Origin of the sequence: Virgibacillus sediminis (assembly GCF_042643265.1) — a bacterium.
In the GTDB taxonomy this organism is placed as follows: Bacteria; Bacillota; Bacilli; order Bacillales; family Amphibacillaceae; genus Virgibacillus_O; species Virgibacillus_O sediminis.
Map to the genome: position 1 here is coordinate 74,415 of NZ_JBHRRZ010000001.1, position 20,842 is coordinate 95,256.

Consider the following 20,842-nt stretch of genomic DNA (forward strand, 5'->3'; position numbering starts at 1 on the left):
ATTAAAGTAAAGTTCAAGGAGGATACCTATCAATGACTAACTCGGCAAAATTCACATCTATAGTTGCAGTTATTGGTACCATCATGATCGCCGCTGTTCTTATTATTGGCAATAACTCCAACTCAACGGTTCAGGGGAAAACCAATGAAAATGAAAAGCTTCAGTTTAATTCCAATGGAGAGTATAAAATCGTACAGTTCAACGATATGCAAGATGATGAGGATATTGACCCTCGCACGGTTGAATTAATGGAAAGAGTCCTTGATGACAAGAAACCTGATTTAGCGATACTTAATGGCGACATGACAAACGGTGATATGCAAACTATCGAAGAAGTAAAGCAAGCCATAGACAATATCGCCCAGCCTATGGAAGAGCGGGGTGTAAAATGGGCGGTGACATTCGGTAACCATGATGAAGATCATACCGATAAGACAGGACTGGATGAAGAAGATTTGTTGGAAATTTATATGTCCTATGAACATAATGTCAATAAACCAGAAGGGAAGGATATCACTGGAACTGGAAATGCCAATTTGATAATCAAGAATTCACAGAATAACAGGGCCGCATTTAACGTTTGGTTATTTGATAGCGGAAGATATGCCCCTGAGGAAATTGCCAACCAGGATTTTGAGGGATACCAGACTTGGGACTGGATTCGTGAAGACCAAGTGCAATGGTATGTGGAAACTTCGGAAAAGTTGGAGCAGACCACTGGGCAAAAGGTACCTTCATTAGCGTTCATGCACATTCCTTTGCCTGAATTTGAATATATGTGGTATGCGAGTCCTTATCAAGGAACTGCAAAAAGTCATCAGAGAGCTGTAGAGAAACATCAGCTTTCAGGAGAGAAGAATGAATGTGTTTGCACTGGCCCATTTAACAGCGGACTTTTCGCAGCCATGTTGGAAAGAGGGGACGTGGAAGGTGTCTTCTCCGGCCATGACCACATCAACACATACATGGGTGATTATTATGGAATAAAGCTCGGCTATGCAGGTAGTACAGGGTTTGGAGCTTACGGACTTGGTGGAGAGGAAAATAACAGGTTGCGCGGTGCCCGGGTGTTCAATCTGGATGAAAACGCGGAAGACATAGTTGTTGATACAGAGATGGTATTTGCTGAAGATTATGGAATTCACTAGGGAAAAGGGATGACCTCTGGTATAGAAGGGGTCATCTTTTTTATGGTTATTAGCTCTTAGGAGATATGGAAGACAGATACTGACTATTATGGCACAGAATAAGGGCATGAAATTGATGAACAGGAATACAAAGATTTTCTGTGAACCTACCATGAGGAAATAGAGAAGCATACCAATACCTATTTTCCGTGCTTCCGAGAAATATTAGGATGGTAGACTATCACATGATGTTTAAATGATTGATAATAAAGGTAGAGTTCCAATACTTCATAATACACAAATATTTGTTAGCATGTGTGTATTATCTGGTTATATAGCATTCCTCGTGGTATAAGATCAGTTCATCCTGTTATAAGTTTTACAATAACTATTTTAAAAGGGGAGTGTGATGTGGAACACATTCGTGTATTAAGTAAGTATCTCGTATCGATATTTAAGGATGATCATGCAGACGTACAGGTGCGTGATTACCCATATAGGTCGTACGGGAAAAAAATAGTCGATCAACAGGGAGATTATATGATTATATACTATCATGAGGAGCTGAATCACTTTGTCTATACCTTCAAAGGGACAGAAGACATCTTTTTCTCTCTTCATTTGATAAAAGGTAATACTACTACTATTTATTAATGGGTGACTGTTCTATAGGGGGAAACTATATAGCCGGAAACACCAATGACTTTTTGATGATGGGTAATTAATAATGGTAATGCTTATCTGTAAAGCCTGGTTTGCTAGTAACTAGCAAATCAGGCTTTTTGTCTGTTTAAAGCTGTCGTTATTTCAATAAATAGGCAGTTGTAACAGGGTATATTTAGCTGTTTTAAATAAAATTTACAAAATTCGTATATTTATACAATATTCGCCTGCTATATTAGAAGTGTATTCGATATCAAAGGAGAGAGGAGAGATTATTATTCATAGTAAGCATTGGTTGAGTATCCTACTCGCAACCAACATGGCTGCGGCCTCACTGGTGCCCGCAGGACAAGTCGATGCAGAGAAGAACCCAGTCTCGGAAGCTCGCTCGTCTTCTTCCAATACGGCAGAACCGATTGTTACAGTCGGCCCGGCGGGGAAGACACTCTTAGCAAATGAAGAGGTTACCAGGATCGGTCCGGGAATCCAATTAAGCAGTTTTGAGCGGTTTGATGCGCGTGGCTGGTTGAACGGCGAAGTAATGACCGTTGACTTGTCAGAAGATGCTGTTTCGACAGACCTGCTTTTTCCAGGGAAGGTGTCGGAATCCGAGACAGTACAAGAAATGGCGCTGGAAGCTGGCGCGGTCGGCGGTATCAATGGAGATTTTTTCGACATTAATGACACGAAGGCGCCGTCCGGAGTCATGATACAGGACGGATCGCTGTTAAAAGGGCCACAAGGCTCCCATACCCTGACAGTCGGAGTGGCCGAGGAAGGAATCGGCCATATTACCTCCACTTTACTTGAAGGGACGGTACAGTTGCCGAGCGGGGAGGTTCCTTTGGATGGATTGAATCAGTCGTCTCTTCCTATCGATGGGATCGGCCTCTTTACCCCGGTTTGGGGAGAAGCAGAGCGGCCGGACATCGGGAATAAAGTTTACGAAGTGCTCGTGAAGGATGGAAAGGTAGCACAAGTTTCCGACCAAGTTGGACAGGGAGCAATAGGAGAGAATACGTTCGTTTTGGTTGGCCGGGAACAAGGTGCTAATTACTTAGAACAATTGTCCATTGGTGACGAAGTGGGTGTGTCCTATGCACCTAAAATGGACGTTGAAGAGATTATGAACTTTGCCATTGGCGGGAACAAAGTCCTGGTCAAAGATGGACAGGTGCCAGAAAGCTTGGATGACAGCACGACAGCACCCCGAACAGCAGTCGGGTTTTCAGAAGATGGCAACACCATGTTCCTTACTTCGGTAGACGGCCGTCAAACGGACAGCCGCGGGATGACCTATAAGGAAATGGGAGAATTGATGAAGGAATATGGCGCTTTTCAGGCGTTGAACTTGGATGGCGGCGGATCCTCCACCATGGTTGCGCGTATGCCGGGGTATGAAGATGCAGAAGTCGTCAATAATCCTTCTGATGAGTCTGAACGGGCCGTTCCGAATGGGATTGGGATTTTTGCCAAAGCGGGCAGCGGTGAGCTGGAAAACTTCGCAGTGGAAACAGCTATGGATGACGAATATAGTAATCGTGTTTTCCCAGGGTTAAGCAGAAAGTTCGTAGGTCTGGGCCATGATGAAAACTATTCACCGGTAAAAGTGTCGGACATTAGATGGCAGGCACTTCCTGCAGATGCAGGGTCGTTTGATGAAAGTGGAATCTTTCAAGCGAAGAAGCCGGGAACAGCAGTAGCAGAAGCACAGATCCAGTCAGCTAAAGGAACTTCGGACATTACCGTACTTGGTGAATTGGACCGTCTGGAGTCTTCCAAATCCTACCTTGGACTCGAAATGGGTACAGAAGGTGAATTCCATTTAAATGGCTATGACGCAAATGGGTATACCGCCCCGATCGAACCGCGTGATATAAAGTTGGTATATGATGAGACAGTGATTGAAGTAGAAGAAAATTCAAATGGCGGTTTTTCCGTAATACCCAAGCAAGACGGCGGATCGACGACCATTTACTTGAAGGTTCAGGGAAAGGAGACCCATCTACCTCTAACCGTCGGATTATCTACGGTAAGCGTCTCCGGTTTTGAAGAAACAGAGGAATGGACGGCTGCTAAATACCCTTCCAGTGTCGGAGCATCGATGGAAGTTGTCCCTGGGAGAGCAGGAAATGGCTTACAGCTTGATTATGATTTTACAACCACGACCGCTACCCGTGCTGCTTATTTACAGGCTTCTCCGAGGGTAGAGCTTCCGGGTGATGTGCAAAAAATCGGCTTGAATGTTCATGGGGATGGAAACGGTGCGTGGCTCCGTACCGTTATTGAGGATGCTTCCGGTACGAATTATACGCTAACATTAGCCAATCAGATAGATTGGATGGGATGGAAATATGTTGAGACAACGCTCCCGGAGGGCATTCAATATCCTGTGAAATTATGGCGCATTTATCCTGTAGAGACAAATTCGACTGAACAGTATCAAGGACAGTTGATATTCGATGACTTAACAGTGGAAGTACCGCCTTCTATTGACATAACAGATAGTAATGAAGGTATGGAAGATCCCCTTATTCTCCAAAATGAGAAAATTAGAGAAGACCGCTGGAAGTTTGCTGTTCTGGCCGACAGTCAATTTGTGGCAGCGTCGCCGCACAGCAAGGAGGTACAATTGGCTCGTGAGTCGCTGCAGCAAATAGCTGCGGAGGATCCGGATTTCCTCGTGATTAATGGAGACCTCGTCGATACAGCTTGGGAGGAAGATTTTGCGTTTGCGAAAGAGGTATTGGAAGAGGAGATAGGTGATGAGTTTCCTATCTATTATATTCCTGGTAATCATGAAATCGCAGGCCCGGGGAATCTTGATAACTTCCTGGATGCTTTCGGGGAAAATCGGTATAGTTTTGATCATAAGGGAACAAAATTTATTCTACTGGATTCTTCCACAGGGAGCTTCCGAACGAGTGACTTTGACCAATTGATTAATTTGAAAAGTTCTTTGAGTGAGGCAGCAACCGATCCAGAGATCAACAATGTAGTGGTTTTCGGACATCATCCTACCAAGGATCCTTTACCTACGGACAACAGCCAGCTTTCGGACCCGAAAGAAGCTGAGCTAATTGAAAATTGGTTGACTGAGTTCCGTGAGTCATCAAAAGGCAAGGGTGCCATATACATTAGCGGACATGCACATACCGTAAATTTGGAGAGAGTGGAAGGTGTTCCATATATGGTTGTCGGCTCCTCGGGTAAGTCTCCATACGGGGCAGCCGACCAAGGTGGATTTTATGCTTGGACCATGTTTGGGGTGGACCCTACTCCGATACCGGACAAAGCTGCAGGACCAGAAAAAGCTAATAGGAGCAGTAAGGTTTATGGAACGGAATGGATTCAGACAGAAATCCGTCCATTACTAGATTCGATCACTTTGAACGCCCCGCAGGAAGTGACTAAAGGAGAAGCAGTTAAAATACGAGCAATCGGCCACCAAAAAGGAGATTTGGAATTTCCTTTGGAATATCCAGCATCTGTCAATTGGACTGGCAGTGATAATTTGTTTATAGGATCTGACAATAAGGAATTAGAGAAAGCAAAAAAGTCCGGTGAGTATGTTGCGACATATAATACGAAAACAAATGAATTAACTGCTTTAGAGGAAGGGGAAATCACATTAGAAGTAAATTCGAATAACGTGAAGGTCGGCGAAAGCATGATAATAAAGTAGGAAGGATTCCAGAGCAAAAACTAAAGCTTGATCGATTTAAGCTATACTAAGAATAAAATAAGAAAACTCTGTATGGCCGTATGGTGTTTGACACTGTGCGGCCATTTTAGAAACTTTCTTCTGTTGCTTTATGTTTAAAAGCATCCACTACATTACCCAACTTCTCAATGATTTCCCCCTGTGGGTCTATATCCAGCTTTTGTTCTACAAAATCGAGGGCAGGATGTATTATTTTATTTGGAAACCTATTTACCTGCTAATGTCCTAAACTTCCTGATTAACTGCCGCATATTCAAAGAGGGACATGAGATGATGTCACCGCAGCTAGTCTAGTTGAGCCATGAAGGGAGTTTAATGAGATGTTTATTCTTGTACGGAGGATAAAAGATTCTACGGAGATTGTACCTAATTCCAACTGATACTTAAAGCGTTCCCGGATTTTCAAACAGTAAAGGTATTCACACATAAGCTGAACAATACGATGGAACGGGACAAACAATGGGAAGTGAACTCAATTAGGGATAAGATAGGACTCGCCTAACGAAATTATTGGCAAAATAGACGAAGCGGAAGCATTGTAAAATAGATAGATTCCATGAAGCTGAAAGAGCAAGGAATTCTCATAAAATTTCAAGTTTATTTATCTTCTGACGGGGTAAGAAGAAGACTGGGGTAGAGGACTACCACTATATTCCAACAAGGAGGACTATCTCATGAACAACAAGGTGAAGTGGCTAGGGACATCTACATTAGTGCTAGGACTGTCGCTAGGATTCACGGTAGGAGAAACCGAAGCAAAAGATGTACAGGCTCAGGTACAATCCGAGGGAGGGGTTCAAGTAACTTCCAACCTTGACGACAAGGCCCTGAAAAAAGTTGGAAAGATCGATCAGAAGCTTACATCTCTTACCCAGGAAGTACAAGTGCTTTCTTCCACTTTGGAAAACGGCTCACTTACGAAGGGAGAGATCAACTCCACAGAAGGCGATCTCAACTCACTGGATAACAGGCTCAATGGAGTGGAAAACCAGTTGTCCGGTCTGACCAACAACAAACTTGATCCACAATCCCCGGCAGTATTGGAAATTAAAGGGGAAATTGATGAGGTGTACCAGGAAGTTGCCCGCCTCCAATCTATACATCAAACACTGGTGCCTATAGAAGACGATGAGGACGAAAGGGAAGAGGAGCAAGAAGAGCAAGAGGAAAATGTTGACGAGTTGACCACTGGAATAGAACAGACTTTGTCCACCATCAATACAGAGATTGAGACAATTTCTTCCGTCATTGAAGAAGGAACCCTTACGGAAGGGGAAATCAATTCCACGGAGGGTACCCTTGGATCATTAGAAAATGAATTAGACGGGCTAGCCAATGAATTGGACGGACTTACAAATAATAAACTCGACCCGGAAGCTGAAGTAGTGACGGAGATCGAAGAGGAGATTAACGAAGCACGTGAAGAGGTATACGCCCTTCAAAGCTCACTTGCCGTTCTAACTCCTGTCGTAGAAAATGATGAAGCGGTTGAAGGCGAAGAGGATACTACAGAAGACGGCACGACTCCTGAAGAAGATGCAGTAGAGGGAGATGAAACTGCCACAGAAGAAGGCACAACTCCTGAAGAAGATGCAGTAGAAGGGGATGAACCTGCCACAGAAGAAGGCACAACTCCTAAAGAAGGTGCAGTAGAAGGGGATGAACCTGCCACAGAAGAAGGCACAACTCCTGAAGAAGGTGCAGTAGAAGGAGAAGAAACTGCGCCAGAAGAAGGTACAACTCCTGAAGAGGATGCAGTAGAGGGAGATGAACCTGCCACAGAAGAAGGCACAACTCCTAAAGAAGGTGCAGTAGAGGGAGATGAACCTGCCACAGAAGAAGGCACAACTCCTGCAGAAGGTGCAGTAGAAGGAGATGAAAACGCTACGGTAGGAGAACCTGTTGATAACAATACCGGAGAAACAGGGGATACGACTGATGAAAATGTATCTGAGCCGGTCATTGAAATCAACAACCCTGAAGAAGTATATATCACAGTTGACGAAGTTTAATGATTGTTCTATTCCAAGTGTACCGCATCTAAGCGGTACACTTTGTTTTGCATAAATTTATATTTGGTAATTGGCAAAAATTTCCCCTTTAGCTACATCCAGACCTACTACTGGATTCATTGATTATCTCTTCCTAAAAGTATTTGCTGGTACCCCTTAACCTTTCTTTTATTATCACAGCTTCGCTTAGTCATACGGGGGGCATTTGTCCTAACCACTAGACTCAATCATAATTGTCTATGAGCCGGTCGTTTTCTTTTAAATAAATATTAGAATATTAATGTAACAACTTATTTAACTGACCTATCGGTAGAGGTTAATAACAAAATGTTTCGTTTAAAATATAGGGGCGGGATTTGCATGAGTAAAAAACTTAGCTGATGCTGCCAGTAAGCATTCTTTGCAACAACAGTGATATATACAAGGAGGTCAATAGAAAATCCGTAATCTTGTTAATGAAGACTAATACATCGGGAAGTTGCCAATTGATGATGGCTATGGCTATGACTGTAATTGTTCTTCCCTTCCATCAACATATAGTGCTGTTCCAGCTTCAAAACTGCCTGGTAATGCTTTTGATAAAAATACATATGGCGTTGTGGGTCGGTGTACTCATACCTTTTAGCCATCAAGCCATATAAGCTGGCTTCGTCCAAAAGACTTTTTAACGTGTTATCAAGTTGCATGAAAAAACCTCCGTTATTTTTTAATAGCTCAACACTTCATGTTATTCGTCTAGCTGTAAAAGGGATGGGTGAATACCCAGATTGAGGATATTTTTTAGAAGGCAAGATCTAAGTAAGAGGCACTTTAAGAAAAATTATAGGTATAAATTTAGTCTTGTGGACCTAGTTAAGCACCATACGAAATGGAAGAGGAATTATCGAGTAAGTTATTGCTGGATAAGGATATGGGTACAGGTCTCTCTAAATCTTAAATGTATGGCATTCTTGCCCTCTCATGTAACTATTCCAGTGAATAGTTTATAACAGGATGAAAGGAAGGAGGGTGTAAATTGTTTCCCTATGAATCAGGACAACGACCAATCCATCCACGTCAGAATTGGTCTCAAAAACCACCTTTGCACAGAGCGCCAATCAGCATGAAATCCCCTATAATAGCAATGTTCCAAGACGAGGAAGGTAATATAGATCTCAATAAAATAGAGAAAACAGCAAGGCAGATAAATGAAATATACTCACAGGTAAGTCCGATTATCTTGAGATTCATAAAAAGGTAAGTGAACAATTACATTTTTTTATGGAAACACCAGGGGTAAAAGGAGGGAATAATAAGAAAGAGCATTCCAATACTGAGATACCTGCTTATTTATAGATGTCATTCAGGAAATGAACAGCAACTAGTTATAACATGACAACAGCAATTGTTTGAACCCATCAATAGGTTTTTTATTGATGGGTTTTTAACTGTCCCTTACATATATATAAGCATTTAAAACACTTTTTCATCGTTTAATTTCAGCCAATTCAGGGAAATAATTCAACGATATGAACTAAGCTGAAGGTATAGTAAGTTAATAAAAGAACTACTGGGGAGGGATAATTTTGGACACACAGAAACGTCAGGAAATCGATCATATTTACCAGGCTTTTTCCAAAGTGAAGGAGCTGACAGACAGAATGCTGCAACACCGGTATTTTCCTGATGATCCGCTCGAAGAAAGGGTACACTTGATTCTTCAGGAGAAACATGAAATTCTTGGTAAACTGTTGTCATACCTCCGGGAAGAAGATTTACCGCAGTACTCCGATATGATTGAATGGCTGAAGATCATTTACCGAGATGATGAAACAGAGAAACTTCTCTTTCAAAGCTGGAAGCGGATTTGCAGTCAGAATCACTTGTTGGAAGAACAGATACTAAATGAGATGGAAGAGCTGTTCAATGAAATGAAAGAAGAATTGGAGAAAGCACTGCCGGATGAGGAAGATTTCATGAAGGAAGCACATATCCCTTATATCGTTCCGACATTCTACGTGGAAAAATAAAAGGAGGTTTTCATGATGGCCTGGGAAGAGCAGCGGATAGACCAAAACATTGACAAGAAAGGTGATATAGATAAATGGGTACACAGCACCTGTAACCTTAACAGCAGCCTGTGTCGCTATCAACAATCTTCATTTGATGCAGGGGTTGATCGGTAAACCGGGAAGCGGACCGCTGCACATGGCAGGCCAGCCAAGTTCTTCAGGCAACCGTACTGCAGGCGGGGTGGGAACCTATCCGGGCAACCGTAATCCTGAAAACCCGGAACATCTCCGGGAGATTGCTGATCTATGGAATGTGGAAGAATCTTCTCTTGCTGTCGGGCCGGAAAAAGGAATCATCAAACAAATAGAATTAATGGAAAAAGGCCAAATCGGATTCTTCTGGAATATCCATACTAATCCACTAATCTCCCTGCCGAACCTTCCGAGGGTAAAGGCTGCAATGGAAAAGGCATTTGTTGTCGTGCAGGATCCATTTCTGACAGAAACAACAGAAGTTGCTGATATTGTCCTTCCCCCTGCCATGTGGGGTGAAAAAGAAGGAACAATGGAAAATGCAGACCGTACCATTAATTTGCTACGGAAGGCTGTGGAGCCCCCTGAAGGTATCAAGACAGACTTTGAGATCCTGCTGGAATTCAGCAGAAGGATGGGGCTGAAAGATAAAGATGGCCATCCATTGGTGGGATATTCCACACCGGAAGAGGCTTTTGAGGAATGGAAACAGGTATCCAAAGGACGGCCGAGTGATATGTCGGGAATGACCTATGAACTCCTGGAAAAAGAGAATGGCATCCGTTGGCCGGCGCCTGAGGACAACCCAAAAGGTACCGTCCGTCTTTATGAAGACGGGGAATTTGCGACATCCCCTGAGTACTGTCAAAGTTATGGCAAAGATATTGTCACTGGACGTCCGAAGACGGAAAAGGAATTCAGAGAAATTCAGGCGGACGGAAGGGCTATTTTCCATCCGACCCGCCATTTAGGTTCACCGGAAAAGCCGAGGGAAGAATATCCGCTGTGGCTGAATACTGGACGCCTTTTATGGCACTGGCATACCCGGACCAAAACAGGACGAGTAGCCGAACTGGATGAAAAGGCTCCGGAAGCATTCGTTCAATTGAACAGGAAAGATGCAGATACTCTAAACGTAGCAGATGGGGAGAAAGTGGAAGTTCAATCTCCTCGCGGGTCCCTGCAAGTTCCCGCCAAAATAAGCAGGGAAGTAAAGTCGGGCGAGGTATTCATTCCTTTTCACTTCGGGGAATGGAAGAACGAAAAACCAGCCAATGAATTAACGGGAGATGTAATTGATCCGCTATCTCATCAGCCAATTTTGAAACAATCCGTCTGCCGCATTGAAAAAATAGAAGCTTAATTGAGACGTTCTCCTTCTTCAATATGGATGATATCTAATTTTTCTATATAAAAAAACTGCACCTCAAATTGTTGGTGTGAACCAACGATCGGGTGCAGTTTTTGTTCCATAATTCTTTATTCCGAAATAGTATTATACTCCCAACACATCTTCTGCAATGTTAACTGCATGATCCCCAATACGCTCCAGATTGCTGAGCATATCAACGAATACGATCCCCGCTGTACCGCTGCACTGGCCTTCATTGACCCGGATGATGTGTTTCTTGCGGTATTCCTTCTCCATTCTATCGATTTCTTCCTCTTTTTGTACTACATCCAATGCCGCTTCCTTGTCCGAATTCTCCAGAGCTTTGACGGCTTGTTTTACAGCAAAGATGGTAATATCAAACATTTCATTGAGTTCTGTCATTGCTTGTTCTGTCAGTTTTACTTTATGGGCCTTTTTGTAGTCCACAAGCTCAATCAGATTTTCAAAATGGTCTCCGATCCTTTCAATATCCCTTATGGTATTCATCAAGGATGTATGCCTGCTGCTGTCTGCTTCCGAAAGGGAATCCGTAGAGATGTTAACCAGATAACCGGTAATTTCCTGGTCCAGATTGTTTAAGGCCCCTTCCAGCTGCATGGCCATATCGGAATGCTTGGTCTGATCAGTTGCCAGGTACTGGTTGGTTTCTTCCAAACCCCTAATCGCGTACTCACCCATGCGGGAAACTTCTTTTTTCGCCTGGTCCAGCGCCAATGTGGATGATTGCTGGATGAAGATAGGATCCAGATGTTTCGGTTTGTATTCGACCATCACATCTTCGCCCGGAACCAGCTTTACCATCAGCCAAACCAACGCGCCGATGAAAGGGAACTGGATAATCGTGTTGGCAATGTTAAAGCTTCCGTGGGCAAAAGCGATCGTCATTTCAGGACCTAAATCAAATGTGGTCTGTAGATACGATACGAATTGTGTGTAGAAGCCCAATAGTACTAGAACAATGATGGTACCAATCAGGTTGAAAGCCACGTGTGTAAATGCAGCCCTTTTCGCGGCAACAGAAGCCCCGATGGAAGCAAGGACGGCTGTGATCGTTGTTCCGATGTTATCCCCGAATAATACTGGCAATGCTGCATCAAGCGGGATTGCTCCCTGGGAGAACAAACTTTGGAGTATCCCAATGGTTGCCGAGGAACTTTGGACAATTACGGTAAATACTGTACCGATGGCAACTCCAAGAATAGGGTTTGCACTCATGCTGACCGTCAAATCTTGGAATGCCTGCAGTCCACGTAACGGGGACATCCCGCTGCTCATGAACTCCAGCCCTAAGAATAACGCACCGAAGCCAAATATCGTCTGTCCGATGTGATTGATTTTCGGGTTCTTAAAGAAGAAAAGCAGGAATGAACCGACCGCCACGATTGGTAATGCATATTCTCCTAGGTCTATACCGATGATGAAGGCGGTGACGGTGGTTCCGATGTTCGCCCCCATAATGACCCCGATGGCTTGTCTGAAACTCATAAAGCCAGCATTCACCAGTCCGATCGTCAAGACAGTTGTTCCCGAACTGGACTGGATGAGAATGGTCACTACAATACCTGCCAGTACGCCCATAAAAGGGTTGCTGGTAAATTTATCAAGGACATCCCTCAGTCTATCGCCAGCCGTTTTTTGGAGGCCCTCGCCCATATATTTAATACCGAGAAGGAAAATACCAAGACCTCCGATGAATTCAAAAATCAACGTTTGAACATCTATTTCCATGGTTGAAACCTACCTTTCCATTTGTCGAGATTTGGCGTTTGCCTCTCCCATTATTAAACGACCTTTAGGTATATGTAAATATTTCTCTAGAAAACTTAACATACAATTTACATTTCTCCTTGTATAGATATCTTATTGTTTATAATGTGCTTCCTGATTATACATGTAAACTCGTTGAACGGATAAAAGGAAGACAAATGGATATGTTAAACCCTGATACCTATTTTAGAAGGGGCGTGAAATGTCTTGTTTTATCATGTGAAAGAACTACAATATGAATCGAAACCAGAACGGCCGGATCCTGTTTATGCGAAGAAGCTGCAGGAAGTACTGGGCGGACAGTACGGGGAAATCACGGTGATGATGCAGTATCTGTTTCAAGGATTTAACTGCCGGGGAGAACAGAAATATCGCGATATGCTGATGGATATCGGCACGGAGGAAATTGCCCATGTAGAAATGTTGGCAACGATGATTGCACAATTACTCGATAACGCACCTGTTCAAGAGCAGGAGGAAGCTGCTAAAGACCCAATAATCGAGGCCGTCCTAGGAGGCATGAACCCTCAGCATGCCATTGTTAACGGTTTAGGCGCACAGCCTAACGATAGTGCGGGATATCCATTCAACGCACGTTACACAATAGCCAGCGGGAATTTACTAGCTGATTTCCGAGCAAATCTGAATGCGGAATCTCAAGGGCGCCTTCAAGTAGTGCGTCTCTATGAGATGACTACGGACCGGGGTGTACGTGATATGCTGTCTTGGTTGATTGCGCGGGATACCATGCATCAGAACCAATGGATGGCAGCAATTGAAGAACTTGAACAAAACCAAAAAGCGGTGGTGCCGGCGACGTTTAATCAACAATTTGAAAAGCAGGAAGTCTCCTATTCATTTATGAATTTTTCCCAGGGGGAGGAGAGCAGTACCGGCCGGTGGGCTAGTGGGGCGAGCATGGATGGTCAGGGCCAGTTTGACTATGTTAGCCAGCCTCAGGCAAGGGGACAGAGCCCTCAGCTGCAACCTGCGCCCCCTTATATCCATGGAACACCGCCTAAGAAAATGAACCCTAATCCACCACAGTAAATAGAAAGTATTCCAAATAAGTTTAGGAAAGGTCATATAGTGTTATACGTATTGTAAGGAATAACTACTTCCTAAAATTATTTGGAGGTGTTTTAAATGGCAGAACAATTTAAGACAGGACAAGAAGCACCGGAAAACGGAACGTACAAAGTTGTTGGTCTAGTCAACGGCAATAATGAAAACGATGATACGGAAATCGAATTAGAAAAAGGCGAAAACTTCCCGCCGTCTCCATCCAGTAGGGAAGCAGCATACTACAAGAAGAAGTAACCAATAATGATGCATGCCCCCATATCGTGTAGGATGTGGGGGCTTCTTTATGGGACTATTTCATTGGTTACCACTCTGGCCCCTGTGATTATCCTTTCTCACAAAGAATGCATGCCCTAACAGTTGCGCACTGCCTATGATGAAGAGAATGGTCCCGCCGTCTGAGTGGAGTGGAATAAGAATAAGATGCTCCTAACTAGAAACCATATACCCAGGCTGATGTCGTTTGCGATGGATAAAACTTATATTTTTTCCTAAAGAAGACTTCAAATCTACCCATATGAATATCATAATACTTCTTTTCATTTCGGGATTCTCGGCACTATACTAAATCTCCTTTTTCCGGTAATGCCTTCTTTCGGGGGAGGAATGAACTAAGTTAATTCTTACTCACAATAGTCTGTTGCAAAAAGAGGCTGTCCCTGAGTTTGGTCGGGAACAGCCTTCTTTTACGTTTAAACCTTAAGCACTTTAATGGCTTCGGCTAACTTCCGGGCAAATTCTTCCGGTTCCTCCACTGATTGGACATGGAGATATTTAATACTTGGTTCGGCAAACAACCAATGATTATGCAAGGCTGTAATGGTCAGATCGTTCTTGCCCAATGCTCTGGTGAAGTCAGGAATCTCTTCGGGGAGAAGTACGATCTCTGCATGGTTAAGGGCCGTACCATCATCTTCTAAGGCTTCAAAATGAATTTCCATGCTCAGTTCGCTTTTGAATGGGCGCCCTTGAACAGTCACATCCAAGTCTCTCTCCTTTTCTACAGCTCCCATACCTTCCTCAGTGCTGGCTTCTGCACCCAGGATGTCTCCGAATTTCTTTGCTATGCTCTCTAGATCAGCTATTAAAATCAGCTCCTTTTTTAAGACTCATATACCATTTCCTTTAAAGGTTGCATTGATAAACATCTTCTTGGCGGGAAGTTTCACTTCCAGACACATATCAACTTTATAATTGGGGAATGGACTTTATAGATTGGAGAAAGGGTGGTGTAGGGATGTTTTATTTATGGAGTATCCTATGTCTTGCCGGCTTTATAGCAGTTCATCTTTCTGCCAAACATATGACGTTTCTCAGCCATATACCGAGAAGCAAATTGTTATCGGCCGCAGGTGGAATCTCCGTTGCCTATGTATTTGTGCACATTTTGCCGGAACTCAGCCATCATCAGGAAAGTTTTGCTAGTGCTTCTCACAATGGGTCGATTTGGTTCGGAAACCATGTATACGTTATGGCGCTGGCTGGTCTGGCAGTATTCTATGGGCTTGAACGAATGGTAAAGATGTCTAAAGGGACAGGGCAAGGGAAGGCAGGAGTGCAGGCATTCTGGATTCACATGCTTTCCTTCTTTCTCTATAACTCCCTGATCGCTTATTTGTTAATTAGAGGAGAGGGGAAGGACATAGCTGAGATGCTACTATTCTTCTCCGCAATGGCGGTCCACTTTATTACTAATGACCATGCTTTACGGGATAGCCATCAGGATGTCTATGACCGTTATGGAAGGTGGGTATTGGCTGGGGGAATACTTCTAGGAGGACTAATTGGGGAATTTGTGGAAATCAATGAGCAGGCCATTGCATTGCTGTTCTCTTTCCTTGCCGGTAGTGTCCTGTTGAATGTCATGAAAGAAGAACTGCCGGAAGAGAGGCGAAGCAGCTTCTTGGCATTCCTCGTAGGTGGAGGGATGTATACGGTTCTCCTACTCTTCGCTCAATAGGCTGATAAAGGGTAATGATTTATTAAGAATGGGGTGGCAATTCAGTAATCCTAGAGGACTAATTGCAATCATAAGGGATAAGGAGTGATAGGGTACTCAGAGAGGCATCCATTTTTAGTGAGATTGAATGATAGTGCTGATACTTGATGTGTAAGCAAATCGTACATATTCTTCTAAAATAAACTGTTATACCTCACTGATTTTCCTCCCTGCCATACCCTAATAGTGATTCCACAGTAAAGGAGGGAATATGTATGAGTTATGGCGGTGGTTATGGAGCTGGAAATGGATTCGCCCTGATTGTCGTGCTTTTTATCCTGCTTATTATCGTAGGGGCGGGTGGTTATGTAGGCAACTTCGGGGGAGGATATTAATCCTTAATTAACAGCCCGAGTACCATGGACTCGGGGAGCTAGCCAACCCCTAAAGGCCTGTCTATCTATCCAATTCTCTACTGTTCTAAACATGCCTAGATCCGATCCTTTACTGAAATACTTGATTCCTTAAGTGTTTTAGTTATCAAAAGCAATAGATTTGGAGGCAGATGCAAAAAGAAGCTATCCCTGTTGTTTAGTCTGGGGTAGCTTCTTTTTGTGTTTGTACCTTACGAACTCTCTTAAAGCGGGAAGGGGTGAAGTATGCGGTCTTCCTTCTACTGTTTATTTGCCTCGACTTCGTTATAGCCGATAGGCAGCGGTTCTATGCTTTCCCATGCTTTTCCTACCTGCAAAATGAGTCTTTCGGAAAGGTGGTCTCCCATGATTTGCATCTGGAAAGGAAAGCTCCAACAATATGTCGGTAGATTGCACTTGCTACGGGATGAAGAGGCCGTCCTAGCATTGGAAATGGTAAATGATCGTAATTTGACCTCCACTTCTATAATGAAGAAGTGACCATTAAAATCCACAGTAATTTGCCCCGTTATAATAACCTTCTCCATCAATGGGTTCAACGAATGAATGGTAAAGTAATGAAAGATAAAGCCCTAAACGTTAGCAACTGCGTTTAGAGCTTTATCTATATAGAAGTGTGGCTTTCTGGTGTCTAGTTTGCTATATTTTGATGTGTTTACTCTATATTACCTTGACGTCAAGTCTTCACTTATAGGGAAGCTTTGCATGAAAAGTGTGCGTTCATTTTTAGCATTCCATAGACTCATATCTAAATAAGCATTGTCAGGATCCTGGCGTAAAGCCACACAAGGTAATGCAAGTGGCTAATAATAAGGAAAATGGGTATTTGGGCTATTGGCAGTACAGTTGCTTATTAGGAATGTTTTTCTTGTACAACTGGGGAGGGGGATTCCTCGGAAGATTATGAGGAAACGGAGTATATTGGTCAAAAAAATTCCTGTTTTGTTTGTATACTAAATAATAATTTTACAAATGAGGAGTCATCCCAAGTAAATAGAGCACAACAGTTAAGGATCCATTTCTCTTAGTCCGAAACCTGGGAAATATTTTGGTGACTGGATGATGGTTGGATAATAGTTTTTTAATAGAATATCACAATTCCATGACCATTTTACCAAGCGCGGTTCAAAACCGTTCAAAACGGGAAAGGAGAGCACATACGAACCCATCAATACAAAAGCAGGAGTGTCAGATTATGCGTTATTTACGGAGACTTCCAGTTTTCACACTAACCGCGCTTCTTCTGCTCAGCGGCTGTAGTGAGTTGACAGTACTGGATCCTAAAGGTCCGGTTGCCGAGAGTCAAAGAGATTTAATTTTGTACTCGTTAATTTTCATGTTGGGGATTGTCGCGGTGGTATTTATCCTTTTTACCATCATGGTTGTAAAATACCGGGATAAACCAAACCGCAAGAGAGGTGACTACAAACCGGACCTACATGGCAACCGGAAACTTGAAATCATATGGACCATGGTACCGATTATGATTGTGACCGCACTATCCATTCCGACCGTCTCAACATTATTTGATCTTGAACAACCGCCGAAGTCATCGGCTGATCAGGATCCGCTTGTCATTTATGCGACATCAGCAGATTGGAAATGGTTTTTCAGTTACCCTGAACAAGGGATTGAAACGGTCAACTACTTGCATATCCCGACAGACCGTGCGGTAGAATTCCGCTTATCTTCGGCTGATTCGATGGCAGCCCTATGGATTCCTGCTTTAGGAGGGCAAAAGTACAATATGGCTGGCATGCAGACCAGCCTTTACCTACAAGCAGATGAACCCGGCATCTACCAAGGCCGTAATTCCAACTTTAACGGGGAAGGCTTTGCTGAACAGACCTTCAAGGTCTACGCCGAAACAAGCAGTGAATTCCAATCGTGGGTCGAATCCACCCAACACACAGCTCCTGAATTGACACAGAAGAAGTATGATGACCTGTTGGAACCAGGGCTGTCAGAGACCATGGAATTTTCCTCCACCCATCTTGAATGGGTCGACCATGGCAGCAATGAAGGCATGGATTATTCCATAGAACGGCACAGGGATGCATTTGGTAAGCAACTACATCTGGAAAACGGCCCAAATCATCAGCATGGATCATCCGGGAAAGAAGGTGGAAACTAGTGGAACTTGATGAATTTTTCGTGACGGGAGAACCTCTCATTTATGCGGGGATGGTTTCCATTGCACTCGTATCAGCCGCCATCATATTTCTACTGACCTATTTTAAACGATGGAAGTGGCTCTGGCGTGAGTGGCTGACAACCGTCGATCATAAAAGAATTGGAATCATGTATATTTTAAGTGCGTTGGCAATGCTTTTCCGGGGAGGAATAGATGCACTGATGATGCGCACGCAACTTGCATTTCCGGATATGAACTTTCTGGATGCCCAGCACTATGATGAAATCTTTACGACGCACGGAACCATTATGATCTTCTTTATGGCAATGCCGTTCTTGATTGGTCTGATGAATATCGTCGTTCCGTTGCAAATCGGGGCCCGTGACTTTGCGTTCCCTTATGTAAATGCATTGAGTTTTTGGTCCTTTTTCTTCGGAGCTTTGCTGTTCAATATTTCGTTTGTCATCGGCGGGGCGCCTGATGCGGGCTGGACCAGTTATGCACCGTTAGCAGGTGCTGCCATGAGTCCAGGCCCAGGCCAAAATTTTTACTTACTCGGGCTCCAATTGTCCGGAATCGGAACGTTGGCAACAGGTATTAACTTGATGGTGACGATTTTGAAAATGCGTGCTCCGGGCATGACGTTATTCAAGATGCCAATTTTTACGTGGTCTACACTGATTACATCATTCATTATCGTTTTTGCATTTCCGATCCTGACTGTTGCTTTGGCACTCATGACGATTGACCGGATTTTCGGTTCGCAATTCTTTACGCTAACCGGTGAGGGTTTACCGATGATGTGGGCAAACCTGTTCTGGATGTGGGGCCACCCGGAAGTGTATATCGTAATTCTGCCGGCATTCGGTATTTTTTCCGAAGTCATTGCCACCTTTGCCAGAAAACAATTATTCGGCTACACGGCGATGGTATGGTCGATCATTGTGATAGCGGGGCTGAGTTTCCTTGTCTGGGTACACCACTTCTTTACAATGGGGGCAGGTGCCTTTGTGAACTCTGTGTTCTCGGTTACCACCATGGCCATTGCGGTTCCGACAGGGGTGAAGATATTCAATTGGCTGGCAACATTGTACAAATCGAAAATCCAGACAACAACAGCGATGATGTGGGCATTGGCATTTATACCAAGCTTTGTGATCGGCGGCGTAACAGGGGTCATGCTCGGCATGGCGGCAGCCGATTACCAGTTCCACAACACATACTTTTTGATTGCCCACTTCCACTATGTTCTGATTTCAGGGACCGTCTTCGCCTCCTTCGCCGGGTTAGTATACTGGTATCCAAAAATGTTCGGGCATAAGCTCAATGAGCGGATCGGGAAGTGGAGCTTTTGGCTGTTCGTGATCGGCTTTCACGTTTGCTTCCTGCCGCAATATTTCCTTGGGCTGGATGGGATGCCGCGCCGTGTGTTCCATATCGTACCGGAATGGATGCCATTGAACCCCATTTCGACGGTCGGCGCATTCGGTATGGGAATTGGTTTTGCCGTGTTTGTTTATAACATTTATTACAGCTACCGTCACAGCAAGCGAGAAACGACGGGTGATCCATGGGACGGACGGACATTGGAGTGGGCTACACCGACACCGGTACCGGCGTATAATTTCGCCATTGTGCCACATGTCGATTCCCATGATGCGTACTGGGAAATGAAACGAAAAGATGAAGTGATTTATGATGAAACAAAACTTGAACCCATTCACATGCCGAACAGCACTGGCCAGCCGTTCATCATGATGTCCATGCTATTCTTTGCCAGCTTTGCACTTGTATTTGAATGGATTTGGCTGGCAATTGCCGGCTTGACCGGGGTTCTGGTGATGATGGTGGTTCGTTCCTTTGACTATAACGATGGCTATTACATTGATGTGGTAGATATAAAGCGGACAGAACGATCGGCAAGGGGGTTATAAGATGAATGCACAGGAAATCAAAGGCAAGCCGCTGGAGTATCAGACAGAAGAAGGCGAAATGGCGATCGTCGGGTTTTGGATTTTCCTTGCGGCTGAGATGGCTTTGTTCGGCACATTATTTGCGACATATGCCGTATTGTTTGGCCGCACTGCCGAAGCTCCTGCCCCCGCAGAACTGTTTGAACCGGGCACCACTCTTATAATGACTTTCATTCTGCTTACGAGCAGTTTTACATGCGGAATCGCCGTACATGAAATGCGTCATGGGTCGTTAAAAGGGCTCATGACATGGCTGGCCATCACCCTGTTTCTTGGTCTCAGCTTTCTGGGATTGGAGATGTACGAGTTTTACCATTATGCCAGTCTTGGTGCGACCCTGCAATCGAGTGCTTATTGGTCGGCTTTCTTTGTCCTGACCGGAACACACGGCCTGCATGTGGCGTTCGGAATCGGCTGGTTGATTATGCTGCTCATTCAGCTTGGACAGCGTGGTATCACTGCCGTTACCAGCCGGAAGATATTCGTCATCGGACTTTACTGGCACTTTTTAGATGTCATTTGGATTTTTATTTTCACAGCGGTTTATCTGATTGGGATGGTGGTTTAAT

General features: G+C 44.0%; 20 protein-coding genes. 16 read left to right on the plus strand and 4 right to left on the minus strand.

Features of this window, described 5'->3' with window-relative positions; all coding sequences use genetic code 11:
* The first annotated feature begins 32 nt into the window (after positions 1–32).
* From ACFODW_RS00415 to ACFODW_RS00430, 4 genes are all read left to right on the plus strand, one after another.
* Positions 33–1,148 (plus strand): metallophosphoesterase family protein, encoded by a 1,116-nt coding sequence (locus ACFODW_RS00415; protein ID WP_390301237.1) that lies wholly within the window; start codon positions 33–35, stop codon positions 1,146–1,148.
* A gap of 390 nt (positions 1,149–1,538) precedes the next feature.
* Positions 1,539–1,781 carry a hypothetical protein gene (locus ACFODW_RS00420; RefSeq protein ID WP_390301240.1) on the plus strand — a complete coding sequence of 81 codons (243 nt, stop codon included), beginning with the start codon at positions 1,539–1,541 and terminating at the stop codon, positions 1,779–1,781.
* Between the two features lie 304 nt (positions 1,782–2,085).
* Positions 2,086–5,475 (plus strand): phosphodiester glycosidase family protein, encoded by a 3,390-nt coding sequence (locus tag ACFODW_RS00425; RefSeq protein ID WP_390301243.1) that lies wholly within the window; start codon positions 2,086–2,088, stop codon positions 5,473–5,475.
* 713 nt (positions 5,476–6,188) lie between these two features.
* Positions 6,189–7,526, plus strand: coding sequence for a hypothetical protein (locus ACFODW_RS00430; protein ID WP_390301246.1), 1,338 nt, complete (start codon positions 6,189–6,191; stop codon positions 7,524–7,526).
* Between the two features lie 452 nt (positions 7,527–7,978).
* On the opposite strand, the gene ACFODW_RS00435 is transcribed toward ACFODW_RS00430, so the two are convergent.
* A complete protein-coding gene (locus ACFODW_RS00435) occupies positions 7,979–8,212 on the minus strand; it encodes a hypothetical protein (protein WP_390301249.1) in 234 nt (77 codons plus the stop codon).
* 329 nt (positions 8,213–8,541) lie between these two features.
* On the opposite strand from ACFODW_RS00435, the gene ACFODW_RS00440 reads away from it, so the two are divergent.
* The 4 genes from ACFODW_RS00440 to ACFODW_RS00455 all read left to right on the plus strand — a co-directional run bounded on the left by ACFODW_RS00440 (position 8,542) and on the right by ACFODW_RS00455 (position 10,913).
* Entirely contained in the window at positions 8,542–8,766 is a 225-nt protein-coding gene (locus ACFODW_RS00440) for a YppG family protein (protein ID WP_390301252.1), read from the plus strand.
* A 325-nt stretch (positions 8,767–9,091) separates the two neighbouring features.
* A complete protein-coding gene (locus ACFODW_RS00445) occupies positions 9,092–9,535 on the plus strand; it encodes a hypothetical protein (protein ID WP_390301255.1) in 444 nt (147 codons plus the stop codon).
* A 12-nt stretch (positions 9,536–9,547) separates the two neighbouring features.
* Positions 9,548–9,691: a hypothetical protein gene (locus tag ACFODW_RS00450; protein ID WP_390301257.1), complete on the plus strand. Its 144-nt coding sequence runs from the start codon at positions 9,548–9,550 to the stop codon at positions 9,689–9,691.
* A complete protein-coding gene (locus ACFODW_RS00455) occupies positions 9,681–10,913 on the plus strand; it encodes a molybdopterin oxidoreductase family protein (RefSeq protein WP_390301260.1) in 1,233 nt (410 codons plus the stop codon). The genes ACFODW_RS00450 and ACFODW_RS00455 overlap by 11 nt, the downstream gene beginning before the upstream one ends.
* Before the next feature lie 132 nt (positions 10,914–11,045).
* Here the strand turns inward: ACFODW_RS00455 and ACFODW_RS00460 are convergent, their stop codons facing one another.
* Entirely contained in the window at positions 11,046–12,671 is a 1,626-nt protein-coding gene (locus tag ACFODW_RS00460) for a Na/Pi cotransporter family protein (protein WP_390301263.1), read from the minus strand.
* Positions 12,672–12,917: 246 nt separating this feature from the next.
* Between ACFODW_RS00460 and ACFODW_RS00465 the strand changes: the two genes are divergently transcribed.
* On the plus strand, positions 12,918–13,760 hold the full coding sequence (locus ACFODW_RS00465; RefSeq protein ID WP_390301266.1) for a manganese catalase family protein: 843 nt from the start codon (positions 12,918–12,920) through the stop codon (positions 13,758–13,760).
* 96 nt (positions 13,761–13,856) lie between these two features.
* Complete coding sequence (locus ACFODW_RS00470) at positions 13,857–14,030, plus strand: YjzC family protein (protein ID WP_390301269.1); 174 nt, start codon at positions 13,857–13,859, stop codon at positions 14,028–14,030.
* A gap of 134 nt (positions 14,031–14,164) precedes the next feature.
* Here the strand turns inward: ACFODW_RS00470 and ACFODW_RS00475 are convergent, their stop codons facing one another.
* Positions 14,165–14,263, minus strand: coding sequence for a YrhK family protein (locus ACFODW_RS00475; RefSeq protein WP_390301539.1), 99 nt, complete (start codon positions 14,261–14,263; stop codon positions 14,165–14,167).
* 222 nt (positions 14,264–14,485) lie between these two features.
* Positions 14,486–14,887 carry a DUF1259 domain-containing protein gene (locus ACFODW_RS00480; RefSeq protein WP_390301542.1) on the minus strand — a complete coding sequence of 134 codons (402 nt, stop codon included), beginning with the start codon at positions 14,885–14,887 and terminating at the stop codon, positions 14,486–14,488.
* 143 nt (positions 14,888–15,030) lie between these two features.
* Between ACFODW_RS00480 and ACFODW_RS00485 the strand changes: the two genes are divergently transcribed.
* The 6 genes from ACFODW_RS00485 to qoxC all read left to right on the plus strand — a co-directional run bounded on the left by ACFODW_RS00485 (position 15,031) and on the right by qoxC (position 20,841).
* Entirely contained in the window at positions 15,031–15,753 is a 723-nt protein-coding gene (locus ACFODW_RS00485) for a hypothetical protein (RefSeq protein ID WP_390301272.1), read from the plus strand.
* A gap of 254 nt (positions 15,754–16,007) precedes the next feature.
* A complete protein-coding gene (locus ACFODW_RS00490; RefSeq protein ID WP_390301275.1) occupies positions 16,008–16,127 on the plus strand; it encodes a YjcZ family sporulation protein in 120 nt (39 codons plus the stop codon).
* Between the two features lie 384 nt (positions 16,128–16,511).
* A complete protein-coding gene (locus tag ACFODW_RS00495; RefSeq protein WP_390301278.1) occupies positions 16,512–16,646 on the plus strand; it encodes a hypothetical protein in 135 nt (44 codons plus the stop codon).
* 715 nt (positions 16,647–17,361) lie between these two features.
* Entirely contained in the window at positions 17,362–18,300 is a 939-nt protein-coding gene (gene qoxA / locus ACFODW_RS00500; RefSeq protein ID WP_390301281.1) for a cytochrome aa3 quinol oxidase subunit II, read from the plus strand.
* A complete protein-coding gene (qoxB, locus tag ACFODW_RS00505) occupies positions 18,300–20,234 on the plus strand; it encodes a cytochrome aa3 quinol oxidase subunit I (protein ID WP_390301284.1) in 1,935 nt (644 codons plus the stop codon). Before qoxA ends, qoxB begins: the two co-directional genes overlap by 1 nt.
* A 1-nt stretch (position 20,235) precedes the next feature.
* Positions 20,236–20,841, plus strand: coding sequence for a cytochrome aa3 quinol oxidase subunit III (gene qoxC / locus ACFODW_RS00510; RefSeq protein ID WP_390301287.1), 606 nt, complete (start codon positions 20,236–20,238; stop codon positions 20,839–20,841).
* Position 20,842: the final 1 nt, after the last annotated feature.

Bases quoted from the DNA above. Each gene is read 5' to 3' on its own strand.
- ACFODW_RS00415 (WP_390301237.1), top strand. From the start codon at position 33: ATGACTAACTCGGCAAAATTCACATCTATAGTTGCAGTTATTGGTACC.
- ACFODW_RS00430 (WP_390301246.1), top strand. From the start codon at position 6,189: ATGAACAACAAGGTGAAGTGGCTAGGGACATCTACATTAGTGCTAGGA.
- ACFODW_RS00435 (WP_390301249.1), bottom strand. From the start codon at position 8,212: ATGCAACTTGATAACACGTTAAAAAGTCTTTTGGACGAAGCCAGCTTA.
- ACFODW_RS00450 (WP_390301257.1), top strand. From the start codon at position 9,548: ATGATGGCCTGGGAAGAGCAGCGGATAGACCAAAACATTGACAAGAAA.
- ACFODW_RS00460 (WP_390301263.1), bottom strand. From the start codon at position 12,671: ATGGAAATAGATGTTCAAACGTTGATTTTTGAATTCATCGGAGGTCTT.
- ACFODW_RS00470 (WP_390301269.1), top strand. From the start codon at position 13,857: ATGGCAGAACAATTTAAGACAGGACAAGAAGCACCGGAAAACGGAACG.
- ACFODW_RS00485 (WP_390301272.1), top strand. From the start codon at position 15,031: ATGTTTTATTTATGGAGTATCCTATGTCTTGCCGGCTTTATAGCAGTT.
- ACFODW_RS00490 (WP_390301275.1), top strand. From the start codon at position 16,008: ATGAGTTATGGCGGTGGTTATGGAGCTGGAAATGGATTCGCCCTGATT.
- ACFODW_RS00495 (WP_390301278.1), top strand. From the start codon at position 16,512: ATGATTTGCATCTGGAAAGGAAAGCTCCAACAATATGTCGGTAGATTG.
- qoxA (WP_390301281.1), top strand. From the start codon at position 17,362: ATGCGTTATTTACGGAGACTTCCAGTTTTCACACTAACCGCGCTTCTT.
- qoxC (WP_390301287.1), top strand. From the start codon at position 20,236: ATGAATGCACAGGAAATCAAAGGCAAGCCGCTGGAGTATCAGACAGAA.